Genomic DNA, 17,424 nt, shown 5'->3' with positions numbered 1-17,424 from the left:
GGACTGCTGCGTGGCCCCGGGGGTGACCTCCTCGCCCCTGACGCGACCCTGGGCGACAGAGGAGGCCGTCGCCGCCGCCGCGCCCCCGGCCGCCATGGCCGCCGCGTTGATGACCGGCTCGGCCTTGCGCAGGCCCCAGCGGCCCATGCGGGCCGCGGCCACCGGTGGCAGGGCGTTCGCGGCCCGGGACAGGGTCGGCGCGGACGCCGCCTCGCCCAGCATCCGGGTGGCGAGCGTGTGCCCGTCCATGGAGGAGAACAGGTGCTGGAACGGGCGGCGGTAGAAGAACACCGCGATCGTCAGCAGCGCGATGAACATGATCTGCATGCCCCACGGGAGGTTCGTGGAGATGATCAGCGCGTAGCCGTACACGAGCACGCCGAGCACCAGAGCCAGGACGGCTTGGCGCAGCAGCGTGCCGACCAGCATCTCGACCCAGCGCATGGCGATGATGCGCCCTGAGCCGGGATGGACGCCGATCAGCAGGAACACCGGCCCGAGGATGAGCAGCAGCAGGAAGCCGATCTTGAGCGCGATGAGCGACACCGCCACCAGGAAGATCAGCACACCCGTGACCATGGCCGCCATGAGCGCGCCGATCGCGATGCCGAGCCTGCTCGTCCAGTCCTTCCCCTGGAAGAGGAAGAACATCGGGGTGTTCTCGAGCGGCTTGGCGACCTCTTCCTCGAACCTCGCCTGGTGCGAGCCGGAGCTCGGCTTCTGGCCCGAGCTCTGCTCCTGGACGTCGGTCGCCTGGATGTCCAGCGTCTTCGCGGCGAACGCGCGCACGATCGGGGCGCTGGGGTCGGCGGTGCCGAACTCCCCCATCAGCCAGGGCTTGCAGACGAGCGTGGACCACAGCGCGTCGGCGTTCTGCGCGACGCCCGGGGTGCCGCTCTGGGCGTAGCCGCCGGGGCCCGCCTTGGCGTTGGTCTCGCCCTTGGTGGGCATGCAGGACGCGCCGCCGGCCCCGGGCAGCCCGCTGAACGCCGAGTTGACGACCTCGCCGGTCTTGTCGGTCACCGTCTTGCCGAGGCCGGTGAAGTCGCCAGGGCGGCTGAAGAACCACACGGCGACGGTGACGGCGAGGATCATCCAGATCACGCCTTCGGCCGTCGTGCTGGCGCGCTTGCGGATCAGGCCGTACCACGCCAGCCACACCGCCCCGAGCAGGATGACCACCCGCAGGTAGGGCCAGTACATGGCGGTGGCGAGGTTGGTGACGATGTCGTCGACCATGTCCTTGATCGACTGGAGCGGTCCCTCGGTGGCCGCCGCCTGGTAGGTCGTGATGGTCATCCGGTCGATGGCCTTGGCCCAGGAGAAGACCGTGTTGGCCCACGCGTTGCCGAGGACCGCCGCCACGTCGTTGCAGCCGAGGCCGTAGGTGTGCCAGAACTGCCCGGCCATGCCGTACCGGTCGTAGTTGGTCAGCGGCTGCGCCGCCCCCTTGCCGGCCGTCGCGGTGCCTGCGGCCGGCGAGTACGCGTCCGGCGACCCGGTGTCGCCCAGGCCTGCCGTGCCCGTCGCGCCCGTGCCCGTCACGGGGTCGGGCGGGGGCGGCTTGACGAGCCCGTCGACGCCGCCGCCGACGATCTCGGGGGCGAGATCGGGCGACAGGTCACACGGCCCGGCCGCGCCCGCCACGGTCGGGGAGAACACGATCGGCACCACCAGGACGCTCGCGAGGATCGCGAGGACCAAAACGACCTTCCGCCGCCACCGTCTCATGCGCTCGCTCCACTCGCGCGCCCCAGAGGCGCCCTCGGTCCACGGTGCTTGTGACGTCTCATGACCGCACCTCCTGCGCAGTCCCCGGCCTACTCGCCCGCCCACGAGGATCATGCACGCTCTCGTCGGGTTTGTCGTGGGTCGGATTGGTGTCCAGCCAACGCAGCAGCTCCTCGGAGATGAGGTCCACCCCTATACGGCCCGCCCGGCCGTCCAGATCGCGGAAGATGCATTCACCGTTGCCCAGAGCCCGCAGCGCCGCCTTGTGCTCCTCGGACGGCTCCACGCCGAGCAGCGCCATCACGTGGTCGACCTCGACGCGCTCGGTCGAGCGGAAGGCGAACACCGAGGACAGACAGTTCGTGACCTGCTCGTTCAGCAGGTCGCCCGCGTTCTGGGAGACCAGCACCAGCGCGGTGTTCCTCGAACGGCCCATGCGCGAGACCTCCGGCACGAGCTTGGCGCCCTCGGGCGTCGAGGTGATCGCCCAGGCCTCGTCCAGGAAGATCGCCTTGGGCGCGCGGCGGTCGAGGCCGTTCATCAGCCGCCGGGCGAACTGCGACACCAGGTAGAGCAGCGCGACCGAGAGGCGCTGCTCGTAGGAGTAGTCGTCCCGCGCCGTGGCGACGTCGGGAAGGGTCAGCCCGCCGAGGGTGAAGACCGTGGTCCAGCCCTCGGTGTCGATCTGCTCGCCGCCGGAGGGGTCGAAGCACAGCCTGGCCAGGCGCATCTCGGCCATCGAACGCAGCACCGCGCCGAGGTTCCTGGAAGCGGGGTCCTCGGCCTCCTCCAGGTGGTCGACGACCTTTCCGAGCGACGGATCGGGCGCGTTGGACACCGTGGACACGGCCTGGATCATCGCCGACTCGCGCTCCTCCGACATGCGCGGAAGCAGCAACCGCAGGGTCTCGGTCGCCATGGTCTTCTTGGCCGCGATGTCGTCGCCGAAGGAGAACGGGTCGAGCAGGCCCGGCGACGCCGAGCCCAGCGGGATGATGCGCGCCTTGCGCCCGCGCTTCTGCAGGAGCTGGACCAGCGACTCGGCGTCCCCCTTGGGGTCGATGACCGCGACGGTGACCCCGCGCAGCGCCATCTGGTAGATGAGCAGCAGCGCGAGCGTGGTCTTGCCGCCGCCGGGCTCGCCGGTGATGGCGATGGCGGTGGGCCGGTTCCGCGTGGCGGCGACCAGCGGGTCGAAATGCACGATCGAACGGGCACGCCCGAGCGTCTCCCCGATGTACGGCCCGGCCCACCCGGCCCCGCTCTCGTCGATGCGGTCGCCGAGATCGACGGTGGCCGTGGCCATGCCGCCCGCGATCGTGCGCAGCGGCTGCCGCTGGGCATAGGCGTTGACACGCACACGCTCGCCCGGCAGCGCCTCGCAGAACAGCGAGAACTGGTCGCCCGTGGAGTTGACGATGTCGATGCCCATGTCGCGGTAGTGCTCCACGACGGCCTCGACGCGCTGCACGCACATCTCCTCGGTGGGCGCGGCCACGATCAGCCGGTGCCAGCCGTACACGAAGGGCAGCCGCTCCTTCGTGATGCCGTGCTCCAGCATGCGTGCCGCGTCGATCTGCTCGGCCAGCGCGATGGGTGCCTCCGCACCGGCCTCACGGATGTGGATGTCCATGTCACGGGCGTGCGCGAGCTTGCGCGCGACGTCCTTGCTCGCCTTGACCGGGGGGATCAAGCGCATCCGCGAGCTGACTTCCACCGGAAACGGTAATTGGTCGATGAAGTGCAGCCACGGCTCGCCGTCGGGGAAGGGCATCAGGTCGGGGAACCTGGCGAACGACAGGTGCGCGACGTAGGAGCCGCCCGCCGGCTGCTCGATGCGCAGGAGCGACCGGCCGTTGTGGATCTGGCCCTCCACCAGCGACTCCACCTCGCCCTTGCCCCACCGCCTGGACGGGGTCGCCGACGAGGGCGGGTCGCCGAGCGAGCCCGAGGCCGCGTGCCGGAACAGCCAGGCGATCTCGCCGGACGAGGCGTGCCGCGCGTACAGGGCACTGGAGCCGAGCGCACGGCCGAGGCGCTCGGCCTGGTCGGTCCACTTGGTGATCTCGCTGTCGGGGACGTGGTCGTCCTCCAGCCCCAGGGTCTTCTCGCTGCGCTGGTAGAAGCCGAACAGCTGGGCGAGCACGCCGGTGCCGAGCTGCGCGCCGCGCGGCCCGAGGCGCACCCCGAGGTAGACCTCCTTCGACCAGAAGTCCTTCGCCCAGACGTGCCGGTACATGTCCTCCAGGTAGTCGCGCCAGCCGTCGCCCTCGTCGGAGGTGGAGTTGAGCGCCATCGCCCAGTCGGCCGCGGGATAGGCCCGGTGGGCCACCCTCAGGTGCACCTCGGCGTCGGGCATGCGGATCGCGGCCAGGGCGATGGTGATGTTGGTGGCCAGGGCCTCCCGCTCCTCCGCGGTGACGAATTCATAGCTCACCGTCGGAAGCCGGAAATATGCCCATGCCGATGAGTCGGTGAGGAGGATCCGGTCGTCGAAATAGCGGACGGCCAGCCTGCTCCTCGACCGCGACGATCTCGCCATCAGCCGGCCCGCTCCCCGCGCTGGGCACGCTCCCTGGTCACTGGGCCACTTCCTCCTCGCTCGGGCGGCTCGCCGCCGCCAGGCCGCTTGCCACAACTCCCGCGAGGGCGACGTACGCCCTGCGGCCTCCGGCCCGGAGATGAGTCAGCTCGGCGTGGCCGGGATGCCCGGGGGCGAGCTCGTCCTCCCAGGGGACGCGGACGATCGCGCGGCACCGGCCCCGGGCCACGGCCTCCGCCTGCTCCACACCGCCCATGCTCCGCCGGCTCACGCCGTTGATCACCATGATCGCCCGGCGCCGGAGCTCGGTCGACCCGTGCCCGTCGAGCCAGTCGAAGGTCATGGCCACCGCGTCGGGCGCGTCCTCGCTGGCGGGAGCCACCAGGATCAGCTGGTCGGCGTACGGCAGCATGCGCGCCGCCACCGCCGCGGCGGGGTCGACCAGGATCAGCCGGTAGTGGCGGTCGAGCACCCGCATGGCCTGCGCCAGCCGCTGGTCGGAGAACAGGCCCTGGTCGGCGAGCCTGCGGGCCGCCACGGTGTCGGAGTCGGAGCCGACGACCTCCAGGCCCGACTCGCAGCGGGTGGTGTACGCCCGCATGCTGAGGTACCCGCTCACGCCGTCGAGCCCTGACAGCAGGGAGGTCAGCGTCTCGGGCGAGTCCGCAGGGACGCGGCCGGTCAGCGTGTGGTCGCCGGTGTTCGCGTCTACCGCGATCACGCGGTCCTCGCGGTAGCGGGCGAGGGTGTGACCCAGCATCAGCGTGGTCGTGGTCTGGCCCGCGCCGCCGGTGCAGCCGAGCACGACGATGCGGCGGCTGCCGGTGAGCACCGTGCGCGCCCTCGCCTCGTCGGTCTCGATGCCGTCGTTACGGCTCGGACCGCCGCCGCCGACCACCACCTGGGCCAGGCGCCGCCAGCCTCCGGACTGGTCGCGGCCCACAACGGACTCGACACGGCGCACGCGCGGCTCGTCGCCCGTACGGGGAACCGGCACGGGAACGGACGGCGCGGCCGGATCGGCGGTCGTGCCCGGCCCCGGCACCGCCCGGATGGACAGCGGCGGGGGCGCCTGCTCGCGACCCGCCGGCCGCATCGGGCTCCTCGGCGGCGCGGGCGCGGGCGCCCCCGGCCCTGCCGGCTCCGGCTTGGACACGCCCCGGCTCGCGTCCTTCGACGCGGCCACGCCTGGACCTGTGGACACGGCCTGGCTCGGACCTGTGGACACGGCCTGGCTCGGGTCCGTGGACACGGCCTGGCTCGGACCTGTGGACATGGCCGGGCTAGGGTCCGTGGAGACGGGCGTTTCTGGCGTGCGCGACCGGGAGACCGGCCAGACCGTACGGGACTCCGGCAACCGGGTGTAGGCGGCGGGTCGCGGCGGCTGTCCCTTGCGGTGCTGCTCGCGAACTTCCGTCTCTGAATCTGGGTCGTCCCCGGCGGTCGAAACACCTCCGGCTGACGCGGGCTCCACCGTGGCCGCCTCGCGCTCGGGCGTGGCAACGTGACGCTCGGACGTGGCCACCTCGCGCCCCGGCGTGGCCGCCTCGCGCCCCGGGGTGGCGATCTCACGCTCTGGCGGCGTGGCGACCTGGCGCTCCGGCGTGGCCATCTCGCGGCCAGACGGCACCCCGCGCTCGGACGGGGACAGCCGTGGTTCGGGCACGGCGCCCTCGCGCTCGGAGGCGGTCACCTGGGGCTCGGGCGCGGCGGGCCGGAGTTCGGGGAAGATGGCCTGGGGCTCGGGCAAAGCGGGGCGGCGTTCGGGGGTGGCCTGCGGCTTGGACGTCGCGGGCCCACGGCTCTCCGCGGACGCCGCGAGCCTGCGCAGGCGGCGCAGCGCCTCGGTGCCGATCGGAGCCGTAGGCGGAGTGCCGCCGGCGGTCGCCCCGGTCTCGGCCTCCCCGACCGGCTGGCCGGCCTGCGTGGAAGCGATCGTCGACGACCCTTCGACCGGCCCACCAGAGACCGGCCCACCTGGGGTCGACGGACCCGAGGCGGAAGCGGCTTCCTCGTGTGGCTTCTCGGGGACAGGGGCCGACGGGCCCTCGACCGGAGGCCTCGCGGAGACGCCCGGCACCGGAGGCGAGAGGAACACCCTGGTCGCGGCTGGTGGAAGCTTGTACACCGCGGGCTCGGCCACGCGATCGGGCTTCGGGACGTCGGCCACCCGGCCGGCGTTCGGCACCGGCACGTCGATGACCCGATCGGGCCTGGACGCCGGGGCGTCGAGCATGCGGTCAGGGTTCGATCTTGGGATGTCGGCGATGCGGCCGGGGTCGGGCCGTGGGGGTTCGAGGGCTCGGGCGGGAGCGGGCATGGAGGCGTCGGCCGAGGTGACGGGCGGCAGCCCGGGGACGGACTGGGTGGCCACACCGCCCCAGGTGAGGCGCGACCGCTCGGTCACGCGGACCGGGGTCTCCGCCGCGGGCAGCGTGGTCACGGCCGCCGCGGCGGCGGCCACCGCGGGCCGTACCTCGCCCGGGACGACCGCGCCCCTGCGGGAGCCCGTCTTGACGGACGGGAGCTGCCGCGAGGGACTCCACGCCTCCAGCGGCCTTCGCCGGGGCGCGGTGTGCCTGGGCTTCGCCCTGGTGCCGCGCCGCGCCCTGGACGCGGACTTCGCGGTGTCGGCGGACACGAGAAGCGCGGCCTGTGGAGCCGTGCGCCACACCCGCGCGGAGAACGTGATCTCGTCGGGCTCGTCGACCGGCGCCAGGCGGCACCAGGCCTTGGGCTCGCCGAGGTAGCGGAGCTGGGACTGGAGCAGCTCGTTTAGCCGCTTGCTCTCGATCACCGGCCGCGTCGACAGCCACGTCACGATGCCCGGCGGCACGAGGTAGACCACGTGCCACGGCGCGTCGAACGGGATCCGGACGAGCCATAGAAGGATCGACCACGGGACCAGCACGCCCACGAACACACCGATCCAGACGATCGGAAGCGGCATCGGCAGCCGGAGGTCGTACAGCTTGTAGAGCCGCTTCTCAATCCGCCAGATATTGGTATAGGTAGGCAGGTCCACCCGATCCTCCTCTCCCTGTCACGGCCTTCCGGTTGCGCTCACTTGATGCCGAGCGCCCCCGCGATCGCCCTGGCCGTCACCTCGATGACGTTGGGCACATAGAAGATCACACCGATCGCCACCGCCAGAATGATGAACTGCACGAATCTGGTGATCTCCCGCGTGAAGAGGAAGAAGATCGCGACGACGGAGACAACGACAAGGAACAGGGGCGCGAAGAACTTCCGCAGGAAGTCCGCGAGGCCCGCGGTGTTCACCCCGCCGGACGGCGGCGCCGACGGCGTCACCAGCTCCAGCGAGTGCTCCACGATGGTTTTCAGAATCAACTTTCGTCCTCCTGCTCATGGTCGCGCTGGCCGGTCCACGGACCGGTCCGGGTTGTCGCGCTCCCTTTGCCGCTCCCTCGCTCCCATCGCCGCCCGGCCTCACCCCGCGGACCGGGTCGCACCGCGGATGCTCTTGATGTACCAGTTGTCGCCCTGCTTCTCCACGAGGAGCCGGTAAGCCTGCTCCAGCCCGGCCGCCTGGGCGGCGGGGTCGGTGTTCGTGGCGGCGGGGGACGGGGTGGCGCCCGTGGGGATGCCCCACACGACCACGGCGGTGATCTCTCGGCTGGTGCCACCGGGGGGAGCACTGACGCTCTTCAGCTCGGCCAGCGTGACGTTGCCGTCGAAGCCGTCGAGCGTCACACCTTGGGCGACGTAACGCTGCAGCTGTGTGGCGTCCCCCGCGGCGTACGCCTTGAAGAAGCCTTCGAGCTGCGGTCGTAGCTCGCTCTCGGCGGTGTCGTCGTGCTCCGGCTGCGGGAGCTGGGGCAGGCCCGCGGGACCTCCGGCCGGCAGCAGAGCAGGCTGGCCGGAGACCACGAACTTGCCATTGGAGTAGTAAACCGGCACGGAAAGCTTCCAGCGCTGCGCACCAGATTGGGCGAAAACGGTCACAATGGCATTTTGTGCGTCAGTCACCTCGATGCCGGAGAACTGGTAAGCACCAGATGACATGCGGCCGAAGCCATTCCAGCCGAACTGGCGCTCGGAGCCCTCGGGGAGAAATGGCTTCAGACGCTCGGCCCTGTCGTCGGGCTTGGAACCGTCGAAACTCAAATAGGCCGCCGCGAACTGGCCGGCGAACGCCGCGGCGTCGGCCGTGGGGAACCCGGTGGCCGTGGGGCTCGCGGACGCGCCCGTGGGCTCGCTCCCCTGGGCCATGCGCTCGATGGGCGCGCGGACGCCGTTGACCACGATGACGATGATCACCGCCCACAGCACGGCCCTGCCCGTCCAGACGAGCCAACGCCCGCCCCCACCGGACCATCCGCCGCGACGGGGTGTGTTGCGACCCCTGGCCGGCATGTGCTCAGGGTCCGGATCGTAGGGCGACGGAGGGTACGTCGAATGCTCGGGTTCGCCAGAGGTCCGAAGACCGTGCTGGACGTTTGACCTGCGAGCCATCACGCCTCCGCCCGCGCCGATCCCCCCGGCTGACGCGCTGTCGTCTTACTGTCGATCCTGTTATCCATGGTGAAGTATTCACTTTAGCGGCCTCACCAATTGTTCCAGGAAAGCCACGCCCATGCTGCAGGCATCCACGTAGCAGACCAAGTCGGTCTTCCTCCGGTTTCAGAAACGTGCCCGCCGAGTTCACGCAGGACACAGGGCCCCTGTTCACCGGTGAGCCATCAGTCACCTGCGCGACAAAACGCGCATTAAGGACAAAGCTCGCACCAGGTAGGAAACCGCTTGCGGAGGAGGGAAGATCCCTGCTCACGCAGGTGAACGGACCGCACGCGCCGGCCCGCGAAGACCTCTCGATGCAGATGAGGGCGTCAGGCTCGGCCGGGAGGCAGCGAACCATCGGCACGCACCGGCCTCCCTTCCGCCAGGCTGCTCGTGCGAGTCGGCGCACGGCGGCCACGTCAACGGCCGTCGACGCCGGGGGCACACAACCGACCCAAACACTGGAGACTACGCGCGGCGGGAAGCCATGCTCGATTACCTGACGGCCAGGCATTGCTATCCGCAGGTGACAAGATCACGCACCGGCGGGCGTGTTTCGTGACAGGCGGCCCGGCGCGGCCGTGGCGTGGCGTGGCGTGGCGTGGCGTGGCGTAGGTCAGACGTTGAAGCGGAACTCCACGACGTCGCCGTCGCGCATCACGTAGTCCTTGCCTTCGATGCGGGCCTTGCCGGCCGACCTCGCCGCCGCCAGCGAGCCCGCCTCCACCAGGTCGTGGAAGGAGGTGACCTCCGCCTTGATGAAGCCGCGCTGGAAGTCGGTGTGGATGACGCCCGCCGCCTCAGGGGCCGTGGCGCCCTTGCGGATGGTCCAGGCCCTGCTCTCCTTGGGACCGGCCGTGAGGTAGGTCTGCAGGCCGAGGGTCTCGAAGCCCACCCGGGCCAGCTGGGTCAGGCCCGACTCCTCCTGGCCGACCGACTGGAGCAGCTCCAGCGCCTCGTCGTCCGGAAGCTCGACCAGCTCGGACTCGATCTTGGCGTCCAGGAACACGGCCTCGGCCGGGGCGACCAGCTCGGACAGCCGGGTGCGCAGGCCCTCGTCGATGAGCTCGTCCGCGTCGAGGTTGAAGACGTACAGGAAAGGCTTGGCCGTCAGCAGGTGCAGCTCGCGCAGGTGCGTGAGGTCGAGACCTGAGGCGTAGAGCGTGGTGCCGCCGTCGAGCACCTTGGAGGCCGCCTCCGTCGCTTCCAGCACGACCTTGCGGTCCTTGTTGAACTTCGACTCCTTGGCGAGCCGCGGCAGCGCCTTCTCGACCGTCTGGAGGTCGGCGAGGATGAGCTCGGTGTTGATCGTCTCGATGTCGCGCCGAGGGGAGATCTCACCGTCGACGTGGGTGACGTCGGGGTCGGTGAAGACCCGGATCACCTGGCAGATCGCGTCGGTCTCGCGGATGTTGGCCAGGAACTGGTTGCCCCGCCCCTGCCCCTCGGAGGCGCCCTTGACCAGGCCGGCGATGTCGACGAACTCGACCTTCGCCGGAAGGATCTTGGCGGAACCGAAGATCTCGGCCAGCTTGCCCAGCCGGGAGTCGGGCACGCCGACGATCCCCACGTTGGGCTCGATGGTGGCGAACGGGTAGTTCGCCGCGAGAGCGTTACCGCTCTTGGTCAACGCGTTGAAAAGCGTGGACTTGCCGACGTTGGGCAGGCCGACGATGCCGATGCTCAGGCTCACGTTCGCCGAGTTTACGGTGCCCCGGCCGTACGCCGGACACGCGCGGGGGCCGCGCGACTGGAATCATGCGGGAGGTGGACGTCATGGCACTCGCCTTCCAACTCGCTGTGGGGCTGGCCGCGGGGCTGGTCATCGGCTTCGTCCTCGGCCGGGCGCGCGCGCTGGCCCGGGCGGCGGAGGCCGAGGGCAGGGTCGCCCTGGCCGAGGGCAGGGTCGCGCTGGCCGAGGCCCGGGCCCAGGCCGCCGAGGACAAGGTCGCCTACGTCGAGGAGCAGATGACCCGGCACTTCCAGTCCCTGTCGACGCGGGCCCTGGACGTCAACAACCTGCGCTTCCTCGAACTGGCCGAGAGCCGGTTCGCCGCCTCCCGCGCCGACGCGGCGGGCGACCTGGAGCAGCGCAGGCAGGCCGTGGAGAACCTCGTCGCCCCACTGAGGGAGACCCTGGCCAAGGTGCAGGACCAGCTTCGCGACAGCGAGACGGGCAACCGCGTCGCGCAGGCCGAGCTGGGCAAGCAGATGGAGTTCGTACGCCACAGCTCCGAGCAGCTCAAGACCCAGACGACGACCCTGGTCAGGGCGCTGCGGCGGCCGGAGGCGCGCGGGCGCTGGGGAGAGCTCCAGCTCCGCAGGGTCGCCGAGATCGCGGGCATGGCGAGGTTCTGCGACTTCGACGAGCAGGCGAGCGCGATGACCCCCGACGGGGTCGTACGGCCCGACATGGTGGTCCGCCTCGCGGGCGGCAAGAACATCATCGTGGACTCCAAGGTGTCGCTCGCGGCGTACCTGGAGGCCGCCGAGGCCGGCGAGACCGACATGCAGGAGGCGCGGCTCGACGCCCACGCCCGCCACGTGCGCGACCACGTCGACCGGCTGGCCGCCAAGGCGTACTGGCAGGCGTTCAGCCCGGCACCCGAGTTCGTGGTGCTGTTCATCCCCGGGGAGGCGTTCCTCGCCCCCGCGCTGGAGCGCGACCCGGCACTGCTGGAGTACGCCATGAACAAGCGCGTCCACATCGCCACCCCCACCACGCTGATCACCATGCTGCGCACGGCCCAGTACGCCTGGCAGCAAGAGGCGCTGAGCGAGAACGCCCGCGCGGTCTTCGACCTCGGCAAGGAGCTGTACGAGCGGCTCGGCGCCATGGGCCGCAACGTCGACGCGGTGGGCAAGGCGCTGAGCCGGGCCGTCATGGCCTACAACAAGACCGTCGGGTCGCTGGAGAGCCGCGTGCTCGTGAGCGCGCGCAAGCTCAACGACCTCGGCCTGGTGGACGGGCCGCTTCTCCAGCCGGAGCTCGTCGAGGATCTGCCCCGGCGGCCCTCCATGCCCGAGCTGGTGGGAGAGGACCCGGAGGAGCCTGAGGCGGCGCCCGAAGACGGCGGGACACCCCGTCGGGAGCCGCAGGGCCCGCCGGGGGCAGAGACCCCGCAACCGCAGGGTGAAGAGACGGCAAGCCCGTTCCCGGCCCCGCCTCCGAACGGTAAGTTGGCGCAAGACTTGTCGTAGGGCCAGCCTGCCGGCCGTGTGGCCGCCGACCAGGCTCGGAGGGGGCGACAGTGGTAACAAAGGAGCAAGCGCGACCGGGAGTCAGGCTGACCGCCCGGGGTGCCATGGCGCTCATTTTCGTGATCACGCTCCTGTCCGAGGTGACCGGGTCGACGGTGGTCGTCGGCCTGGTCTTCTCCGCCGCATGCCTGGCCGCCGTCTTCCTCGTGCAGCCACGCGATCTGCTGTCCCTCGTGGTGACGCCGCCTCTGATCTTCTTCGCCGCGACCTTCGTCAGCGCCGTGGCCGGCGCGTTCGGGGCGCCGTCGATGGTGCAGGCGCTGGGCCTCGGCCTGTTCACGAAGCTGTCGGCGGCGGCGCCCTGGCTATTCGGAGGCGCGGCGCTCGTGCTGGCCGCCGCCTGGTTCCGCGGCCTGCCGGCGAACGTCAGCGACCTCCGCGCCGACCTGCGCGCGAGCCGCCCGGCCCCCGCGCCCAAGCGCAGGCAGCCGGGCGACGACCAGGCCTTCGCCCCGGAGCCCGAGGGCTACTTCGAGCCCCGCGTGTACGGGTCCCCCAGGGAGCAGAACGACTGACGCCCCCAGTGGGCCGCCGCCGAGTCCGAGTAGACCCGTGATACCGAGCGTGGAGCCGAAGATGGAGTTGCAGACCCCGGCTCAGGACACCCCGAAGGGCCACATGCCCGTGTGCGTGGCGGAGCTCGCCGTACGGCTGCGCGCGGCGCGGGCCCGGGTGATCGCCGTCGACGGGCCGTCCGGGTCCGGCAAGACGACGCTGGGCGGCGCGCTCGCGGGCGAGCTGGAGGCGCCCCTGGTCCACATGGACGACCTGTACCCCGGCTGGAACGGCCTGCGGGCCGGCGCCGACCGGCTCGTGGAGTGGATCCTGCGCCCGCTCGCCGATGGGAGGCCCGCCCGCTGGCGCCGCTACGACTGGACGCTCGGGGCGTACGCCGGATGGCGCGAGCTGCCCCCCGCGGACGTCGTGATCATCGAGGGGGTCGGGTCAGGAGCGTTGGCCGCGGCGCCGTACACGTCGTTCCTGGTCTGGACCGAGGCGCCGCTCGCCGTACGGAAGGCGAGGGCGCTGAGCCGGGACGGCGAGACCTACCGCCCGCACTGGGAGCGATGGGCACGCCAGGAGCGGGCCTACTTCGCCACCGACGGCGTACGGGCGCGCGCCGACGCCGTCATCGACACCGGACCCGAGGCGGCCCTGGAGCGCACGGGGGGCTGACCTCGACCGGCGTTCCCCGACCGGCGGCGGGGGTCAGCGGGTGGCGGGATCAGCGGGTGGCGGGATCAGCGGGTGGCGGCGCGCAGGTCGCGGCGGAGCTCGTGGGGCAGGGCGAAGCGCACGCTCTCGGCCACCGACTCGACCTCCTCGACGTCGCGGAAGCCGTGCCCGGCCAGACGGGCGAGCACCGCGTCGACGAGCTCCTCGGGCACCGAGGCGCCGCTGGTCACGCCCACCGTGGTGACGCCGTCGAGCCACTCGTCCTGGATGAAGGTGGCGTTGTCGACGAGGTAGGACGCGTCGGCCCCGGCGTCCTTCGCGACCTCGACGAGGCGCTTGGAGTTGGAGGAGTTGGTGGAGCCGACGACGATGACGAGCTGCGACTCGCGGGCGATCTCCTTCACCGCGATCTGGCGGTTCTGGGTGGCGTAGCAGATGTCGTCGCTCGGCGGGTCGATGAGGTTGGGGAAACGCTCCCTGAGCCGCGTGACCGTCTCGTTGGTCTCGTCGACCGACAGCGTGGTCTGGGAGAGCCAGACGAGCCGCTCGGGGTCGCGCACCTGGACGGCGCCGACACCGTCGAGACCATCGACGAGCTGGATGTTCTCGGGGGCCTCGCCGGCGGTGCCCTCGACCTCCTCATGGCCCTCGTGGCCGATGAGCAGGATGTCGTAGTCGCTTGCGGCGAAGCGCTTGGCCTCGTTGTGCACCTTGGTGACCAGCGGGCAGGTGGCGTCGATGGTCTTCAGGGACCGGCGGGCCGCCTCGTCGTGGACGGCGGGGGCGACTCCGTGGGCGGAGAAGACGACGATCGCGCCCTCGGGCACCTCGCCGGTCTCCTCGACGAAGATCGCGCCGCGCTCCTCCAGTGTCTTGACCACGTGGGTGTTGTGGACGATCTGCTTACGAACGTAGATCGGCGCGCCGTACCGCTCCAGAGCCTTCTCGACCGCCTGGACGGCTCGGTCGACGCCCGCGCAGTAACCACGCGGCTTGGCCACCAGGACACGACGGGGCGTGGAGGTCTCCGGAATCATGTCCTCAATGCTATGCGCTCGTGGATTCCTTGCCAGCCTCATGCTCGGCATCCGTAAACACGCACCGTTTATCTGCTTTCCTATGCTTGAGGGAGTGTGGGACGGCCCCGTCCGTCCTCCTCTTGTCCTCATGCGGCACAGTCTGGTCAGACTGGTCGTCCAATATCAGACCCTCTAGGGAGCCGGCATGTCAGTGACCGACATCGTCCGCACCATAGCCAAGACCGTCACACATCCGAGCGAGCTGAAAGAGAAGGCGAAGGATCTGCCCCTCAACGTCCTGCAGACCGCGCTCACGGGGGTCGGTCAGGCGCTGATGCTGGGCGACCGCATCCGCACGGGGATCAAGCGGCTGCTGAGCGAGGACGACAGGGCGGCCTCGGAGGTCCAGGCCGGTGGCCCGGCGGCGTCGCCGGTCGTGGAAGAGGACCGCGAGGAGAAGCCGGCGAGGCGCGAGCCGGTCATCTTCGCTCCCCGTCCGAGCACGCCGGGGGACAGCCTCAACGGTTCCACGCCGAAGACCGAGTCCACCGTGACCGTCCCGCCCACGGCGCCGGCCCCCGACATGAGGCCCGCACCCGCCGCGCAGCCCGAAGCCGCTCCCGCCGCGCAGCCCGAAGCCGCCGCGCCGCCGAAGCCCAAGGCCAAGGCGGGCGCCGCGGAGCCGAAGCCCCGGACGAGAAAGCCCAGGGCCACGGCGGGCAAGCTGGCCGACGCCGTACGGAACGACACCGCTCCCGAAGCGACGGCCCCCGCGGCCACGCCGTCCGTCGTGAGCACGCCGGCCGCGGGACCCGCGCCCTCCCCCGCCGGCACCACCTCGACGCTCGCCGAGCCCCTCCCCGGCTACTCCGACCTCACCATGGCATCGCTGCGCGCCCGGCTGCGGGGCAAGTCCGCGGACCAGATCCGGTCGCTCATCGAGTACGAGCGCCAGACCTCCGACAGGCACGACATCGTCCAGATGTACGCCAAGCGCCTCACCAAGCTCGAATCAGGGGAATAGCCGCGCATGCTTTGTAGGCTGCCGGCATGACGGCCAAGACCTCACCGGAGCAGCCACTGCCCATCCGCTCGGTGTTGCAGATGGTGGCGCAGTGGATCGGGAAGCTCGGCACCGTCTGGGCCGAGGGGCAGATCACCGACCTGTCCTCTCGTGGCGGCACGGTGTTCCTGACGCTGCGCGATCCGGTCGCCAACGTGTCCGCCCGCGTCACCTGCCCGCGCAACGTGTACGAGGCGACGGTGCCCCGGCCCGTGGACGGCGCACGCGTGGTCGTGCTGGTCAAGCCGGACTTCTGGGTGAACAGGGGCTCCTTCGCCTTCACCGCCCTGGAGATCCGTCCGGTGGGCATCGGCGAGCTGCTGGCCAGGCTGGAGCGGCTCCGCCAGATCATCGTCGCCGAGGGGCTGGCCAACGCCGATCGCAAGCGCCGGCTGCCGTTCCTGCCGGGCACGATCGGCCTGATCTGCGGGCGCGACTCGGCCGCCGAGCGCGACGTCCTTGAGAACGCCCGCCGTCGCTGGCCCGCCGTGCGCTTCAAGGTCGAGACCGTGGCCGTCCAGGGGCCGTACGCCGTGGGCGAGGTCACCGACGCCCTCCACAGGCTCGACACCGACCGCGAGGTCGACGTGATCGTCATCGCCAGGGGCGGCGGCTCCCTGGAGGATCTGCTGCCGTTCTCCGACGAGTCGCTGGTGCGCGCCGTCTCGGCCTGCCGTACCCCGGTGGTCAGCGCCATCGGCCATGAGCAGGACAACCCGCTGCTCGACCTGGTCGCCGACGTCCGCGCCTCGACGCCGACGGACGCGGCCAAGAAGGTCGTCCCCGACGTCGGCGAGCAGCTCGCCCTGGTCCGCCAGCTGCGCGACCGAGGACGGCGCGTGGTGGTCGGCCGGCTCGACCGCGAGGCGTCCTGGGTGGCGGCGGTACGCTCCCGGCCCTCTCTGGCGGACCCCGTCCGCGAGATCGAGCGGCGGGCGGAGCAGGCCGAGAGCCTTCGCGACAGGGCCCGCCGCTGCCTGACCTCGTCGCTGGACCGCGCGGAGGACTCCCTGGAGCACGTGCGCGCCCGCCTGGTCACGCTGTCGCCGGCGGCCACCCTCGAACGCGGGTACGCCATCGTGCAGCTGCCCTCCGGCGAGGTCGTACGGCTCGCGTCGAGCGTCACCGCCGGCGAGGAGCTGAGCGTGCGCTTCTCCGACGACCGCGTCGACGTCACGGTGGCGAAGCCCTCGACCTGAGCGTGGCTGCCAATAGGGTGGGTGGCGTGGCTGAGGAGAAAGCGGAGACCCCGTCGTACGAGCAGGCCCGCGAGGAGCTGACCGAGGTGGTCCGGCGGCTGGAGACGGGCGGCCTCACCCTGGAGCAGTCGATCGAGCTCTGGGAGCGTGGCGAGAAGCTCGCCTCCATCTGCGAGGAGTGGCTCCAGGGAGCCCGCGTCAGGCTGGCGGCGGCGATGGCCCGCCGCGAGGAGCCGGGCGCCGAGCCGGAGAACGCGCCCTTCTAGCGGCCGTGCGGGGCCCGTCCCCGCCCGGAGTTCACGACGGGATGGGGCTCGCCGTCGACGGCTGGGTGGGCTCGACCGTGGAGCTTCCCCTGGGCTGGGCCTTCAGGGAGCCCGCGAGCCGCGCCAGCTCGTCCCAGTCGGCGAGGCCGGTGACGACGATCGTGACGCCGGGCTGGAAGCTGACCAGCGAGCGCTGGTTCTTGTCCGGGCGGAAGCGCTCCTGCCAGGTCTGCCCGTTGATCTGCCGGGTTCCCGTGACCTTGTCGCTGTTGGCGAGCCGGTTGGCGAAGTCCTGGCCTGGCTGGCCGCTCTGGGCGAGCATGGCGTGTGAGCGCTTGGCCGTCGCGAATCCCAGCCGCCAGGTGACGTAGGGCTTCTCCTCGGCGGTGGAGCTGTTGGGCACCCAGTTCGCGGGGACGGGGTCGGGCACCCGCACCTCGTACGGCGCGACGCGGCGCAGGTTGGCGAGGGTGATCGAGTAGTCGACCCTGGGGATGTGCTCCTCGCGGCTCTGCGGCGCGATCAGCAGGAAGACTCCGACGATCGCCAGGCAGAAGAGCACGGCGAACGCGTATCCGAAGAAGCCCTCTGTGAATCGACGCACAACCAGCGAGAATACCGGCCAGGCAGGGCGGCCGGGGACGCG

The 17,424-nt window shown here is 71.2% G+C and carries 14 protein-coding genes; 6 read left to right on the top strand and 8 right to left on the bottom strand.

Features of this window, described 5'->3' with window-relative positions:
• The 6 genes from AB0O34_RS16195 to ychF all read right to left on the bottom strand — a co-directional run.
• A partial coding sequence (locus AB0O34_RS16195) for a hypothetical protein (RefSeq protein WP_363916179.1) occupies nucleotides 1-1,731 on the bottom strand: 1,731 nt, incomplete at its 3' end.
• A 58-nt stretch (nucleotides 1,732-1,789) separates the two neighbouring features.
• Nucleotides 1,790-4,273 carry an ATP-binding protein gene (locus AB0O34_RS16190; RefSeq protein ID WP_363916178.1) on the bottom strand — a complete coding sequence of 828 codons (2,484 nt, stop codon included), beginning with the start codon at nucleotides 4,271-4,273 and terminating at the stop codon, nucleotides 1,790-1,792.
• 37 nt (nucleotides 4,274-4,310) lie between these two features.
• Nucleotides 4,311-7,298: a TcpE family conjugal transfer membrane protein gene (locus AB0O34_RS16185; RefSeq protein ID WP_363916177.1), complete on the bottom strand. Its 2,988-nt coding sequence runs from the start codon at nucleotides 7,296-7,298 to the stop codon at nucleotides 4,311-4,313.
• Between the two features lie 38 nt (nucleotides 7,299-7,336).
• Entirely contained in the window at nucleotides 7,337-7,594 is a 258-nt protein-coding gene (locus AB0O34_RS16180; protein ID WP_363916183.1) for a hypothetical protein, read from the bottom strand.
• A 129-nt stretch (nucleotides 7,595-7,723) separates the two neighbouring features.
• Nucleotides 7,724-8,566 (bottom strand): conjugal transfer protein, encoded by an 843-nt coding sequence (locus AB0O34_RS16175; protein WP_363916176.1) that lies wholly within the window; start codon nucleotides 8,564-8,566, stop codon nucleotides 7,724-7,726.
• Nucleotides 8,567-9,410: 844 nt separating this feature from the next.
• Nucleotides 9,411-10,487 carry a redox-regulated ATPase YchF gene (gene ychF, locus AB0O34_RS16170; RefSeq protein WP_363916175.1) on the bottom strand — a complete coding sequence of 359 codons (1,077 nt, stop codon included), beginning with the start codon at nucleotides 10,485-10,487 and terminating at the stop codon, nucleotides 9,411-9,413.
• A gap of 83 nt (nucleotides 10,488-10,570) precedes the next feature.
• On the opposite strand from ychF, the gene rmuC reads away from it, so the two are divergent.
• The 3 genes from rmuC to AB0O34_RS16155 all read left to right on the top strand — a co-directional run bounded on the left by rmuC (nucleotide 10,571) and on the right by AB0O34_RS16155 (nucleotide 13,231).
• The gene (gene rmuC / locus AB0O34_RS16165) at nucleotides 10,571-11,995 is read left to right on the top strand and encodes a DNA recombination protein RmuC (RefSeq protein WP_363916174.1); all 1,425 of its coding nucleotides are present in this window, start codon (nucleotides 10,571-10,573) and stop codon (nucleotides 11,993-11,995) included.
• A gap of 50 nt (nucleotides 11,996-12,045) precedes the next feature.
• Nucleotides 12,046-12,570 carry a DUF6542 domain-containing protein gene (locus tag AB0O34_RS16160; RefSeq protein ID WP_363916173.1) on the top strand — a complete coding sequence of 175 codons (525 nt, stop codon included), beginning with the start codon at nucleotides 12,046-12,048 and terminating at the stop codon, nucleotides 12,568-12,570.
• A gap of 61 nt (nucleotides 12,571-12,631) precedes the next feature.
• Nucleotides 12,632-13,231 (top strand): hypothetical protein, encoded by a 600-nt coding sequence (locus AB0O34_RS16155; protein ID WP_363916172.1) that lies wholly within the window; start codon nucleotides 12,632-12,634, stop codon nucleotides 13,229-13,231.
• A gap of 65 nt (nucleotides 13,232-13,296) precedes the next feature.
• Here the strand turns inward: AB0O34_RS16155 and AB0O34_RS16150 are convergent, their stop codons facing one another.
• Nucleotides 13,297-14,268 carry a 4-hydroxy-3-methylbut-2-enyl diphosphate reductase gene (locus tag AB0O34_RS16150; RefSeq protein WP_363916171.1) on the bottom strand — a complete coding sequence of 324 codons (972 nt, stop codon included), beginning with the start codon at nucleotides 14,266-14,268 and terminating at the stop codon, nucleotides 13,297-13,299.
• A 187-nt stretch (nucleotides 14,269-14,455) separates the two neighbouring features.
• On the opposite strand from AB0O34_RS16150, the gene AB0O34_RS16145 reads away from it, so the two are divergent.
• The 3 genes from AB0O34_RS16145 to AB0O34_RS16135 are packed head-to-tail and all read left to right on the top strand — an operon-like array spanning nucleotide 14,456 to nucleotide 16,778.
• Nucleotides 14,456-15,274, top strand: coding sequence for a hypothetical protein (locus AB0O34_RS16145; protein ID WP_363916170.1), 819 nt, complete (start codon nucleotides 14,456-14,458; stop codon nucleotides 15,272-15,274).
• 26 nt (nucleotides 15,275-15,300) lie between these two features.
• Nucleotides 15,301-16,512 carry an exodeoxyribonuclease VII large subunit gene (gene xseA / locus AB0O34_RS16140; RefSeq protein WP_363916169.1) on the top strand — a complete coding sequence of 404 codons (1,212 nt, stop codon included), beginning with the start codon at nucleotides 15,301-15,303 and terminating at the stop codon, nucleotides 16,510-16,512.
• A 26-nt stretch (nucleotides 16,513-16,538) separates the two neighbouring features.
• The gene (locus AB0O34_RS16135) at nucleotides 16,539-16,778 is read left to right on the top strand and encodes an exodeoxyribonuclease VII small subunit (protein WP_363916168.1); all 240 of its coding nucleotides are present in this window, start codon (nucleotides 16,539-16,541) and stop codon (nucleotides 16,776-16,778) included.
• A gap of 31 nt (nucleotides 16,779-16,809) precedes the next feature.
• Here the strand turns inward: AB0O34_RS16135 and AB0O34_RS16130 are convergent, their stop codons facing one another.
• Nucleotides 16,810-17,382, bottom strand: a complete 573-nt coding sequence (locus tag AB0O34_RS16130) for a DUF4245 domain-containing protein (protein WP_363916167.1) — start codon at nucleotides 17,380-17,382, stop codon at nucleotides 16,810-16,812.
• Nucleotides 17,383-17,424: the final 42 nt, after the last annotated feature.

This window comes from Sphaerisporangium sp. NPDC088356 (assembly GCF_040685555.1).
Classification (GTDB): domain Bacteria; phylum Actinomycetota; class Actinomycetes; order Streptosporangiales; family Streptosporangiaceae; genus Sphaerisporangium.
Note: the sequence above shows the minus strand (reverse complement) of the source record. Positions and strands in the feature narration are given on the sequence as shown.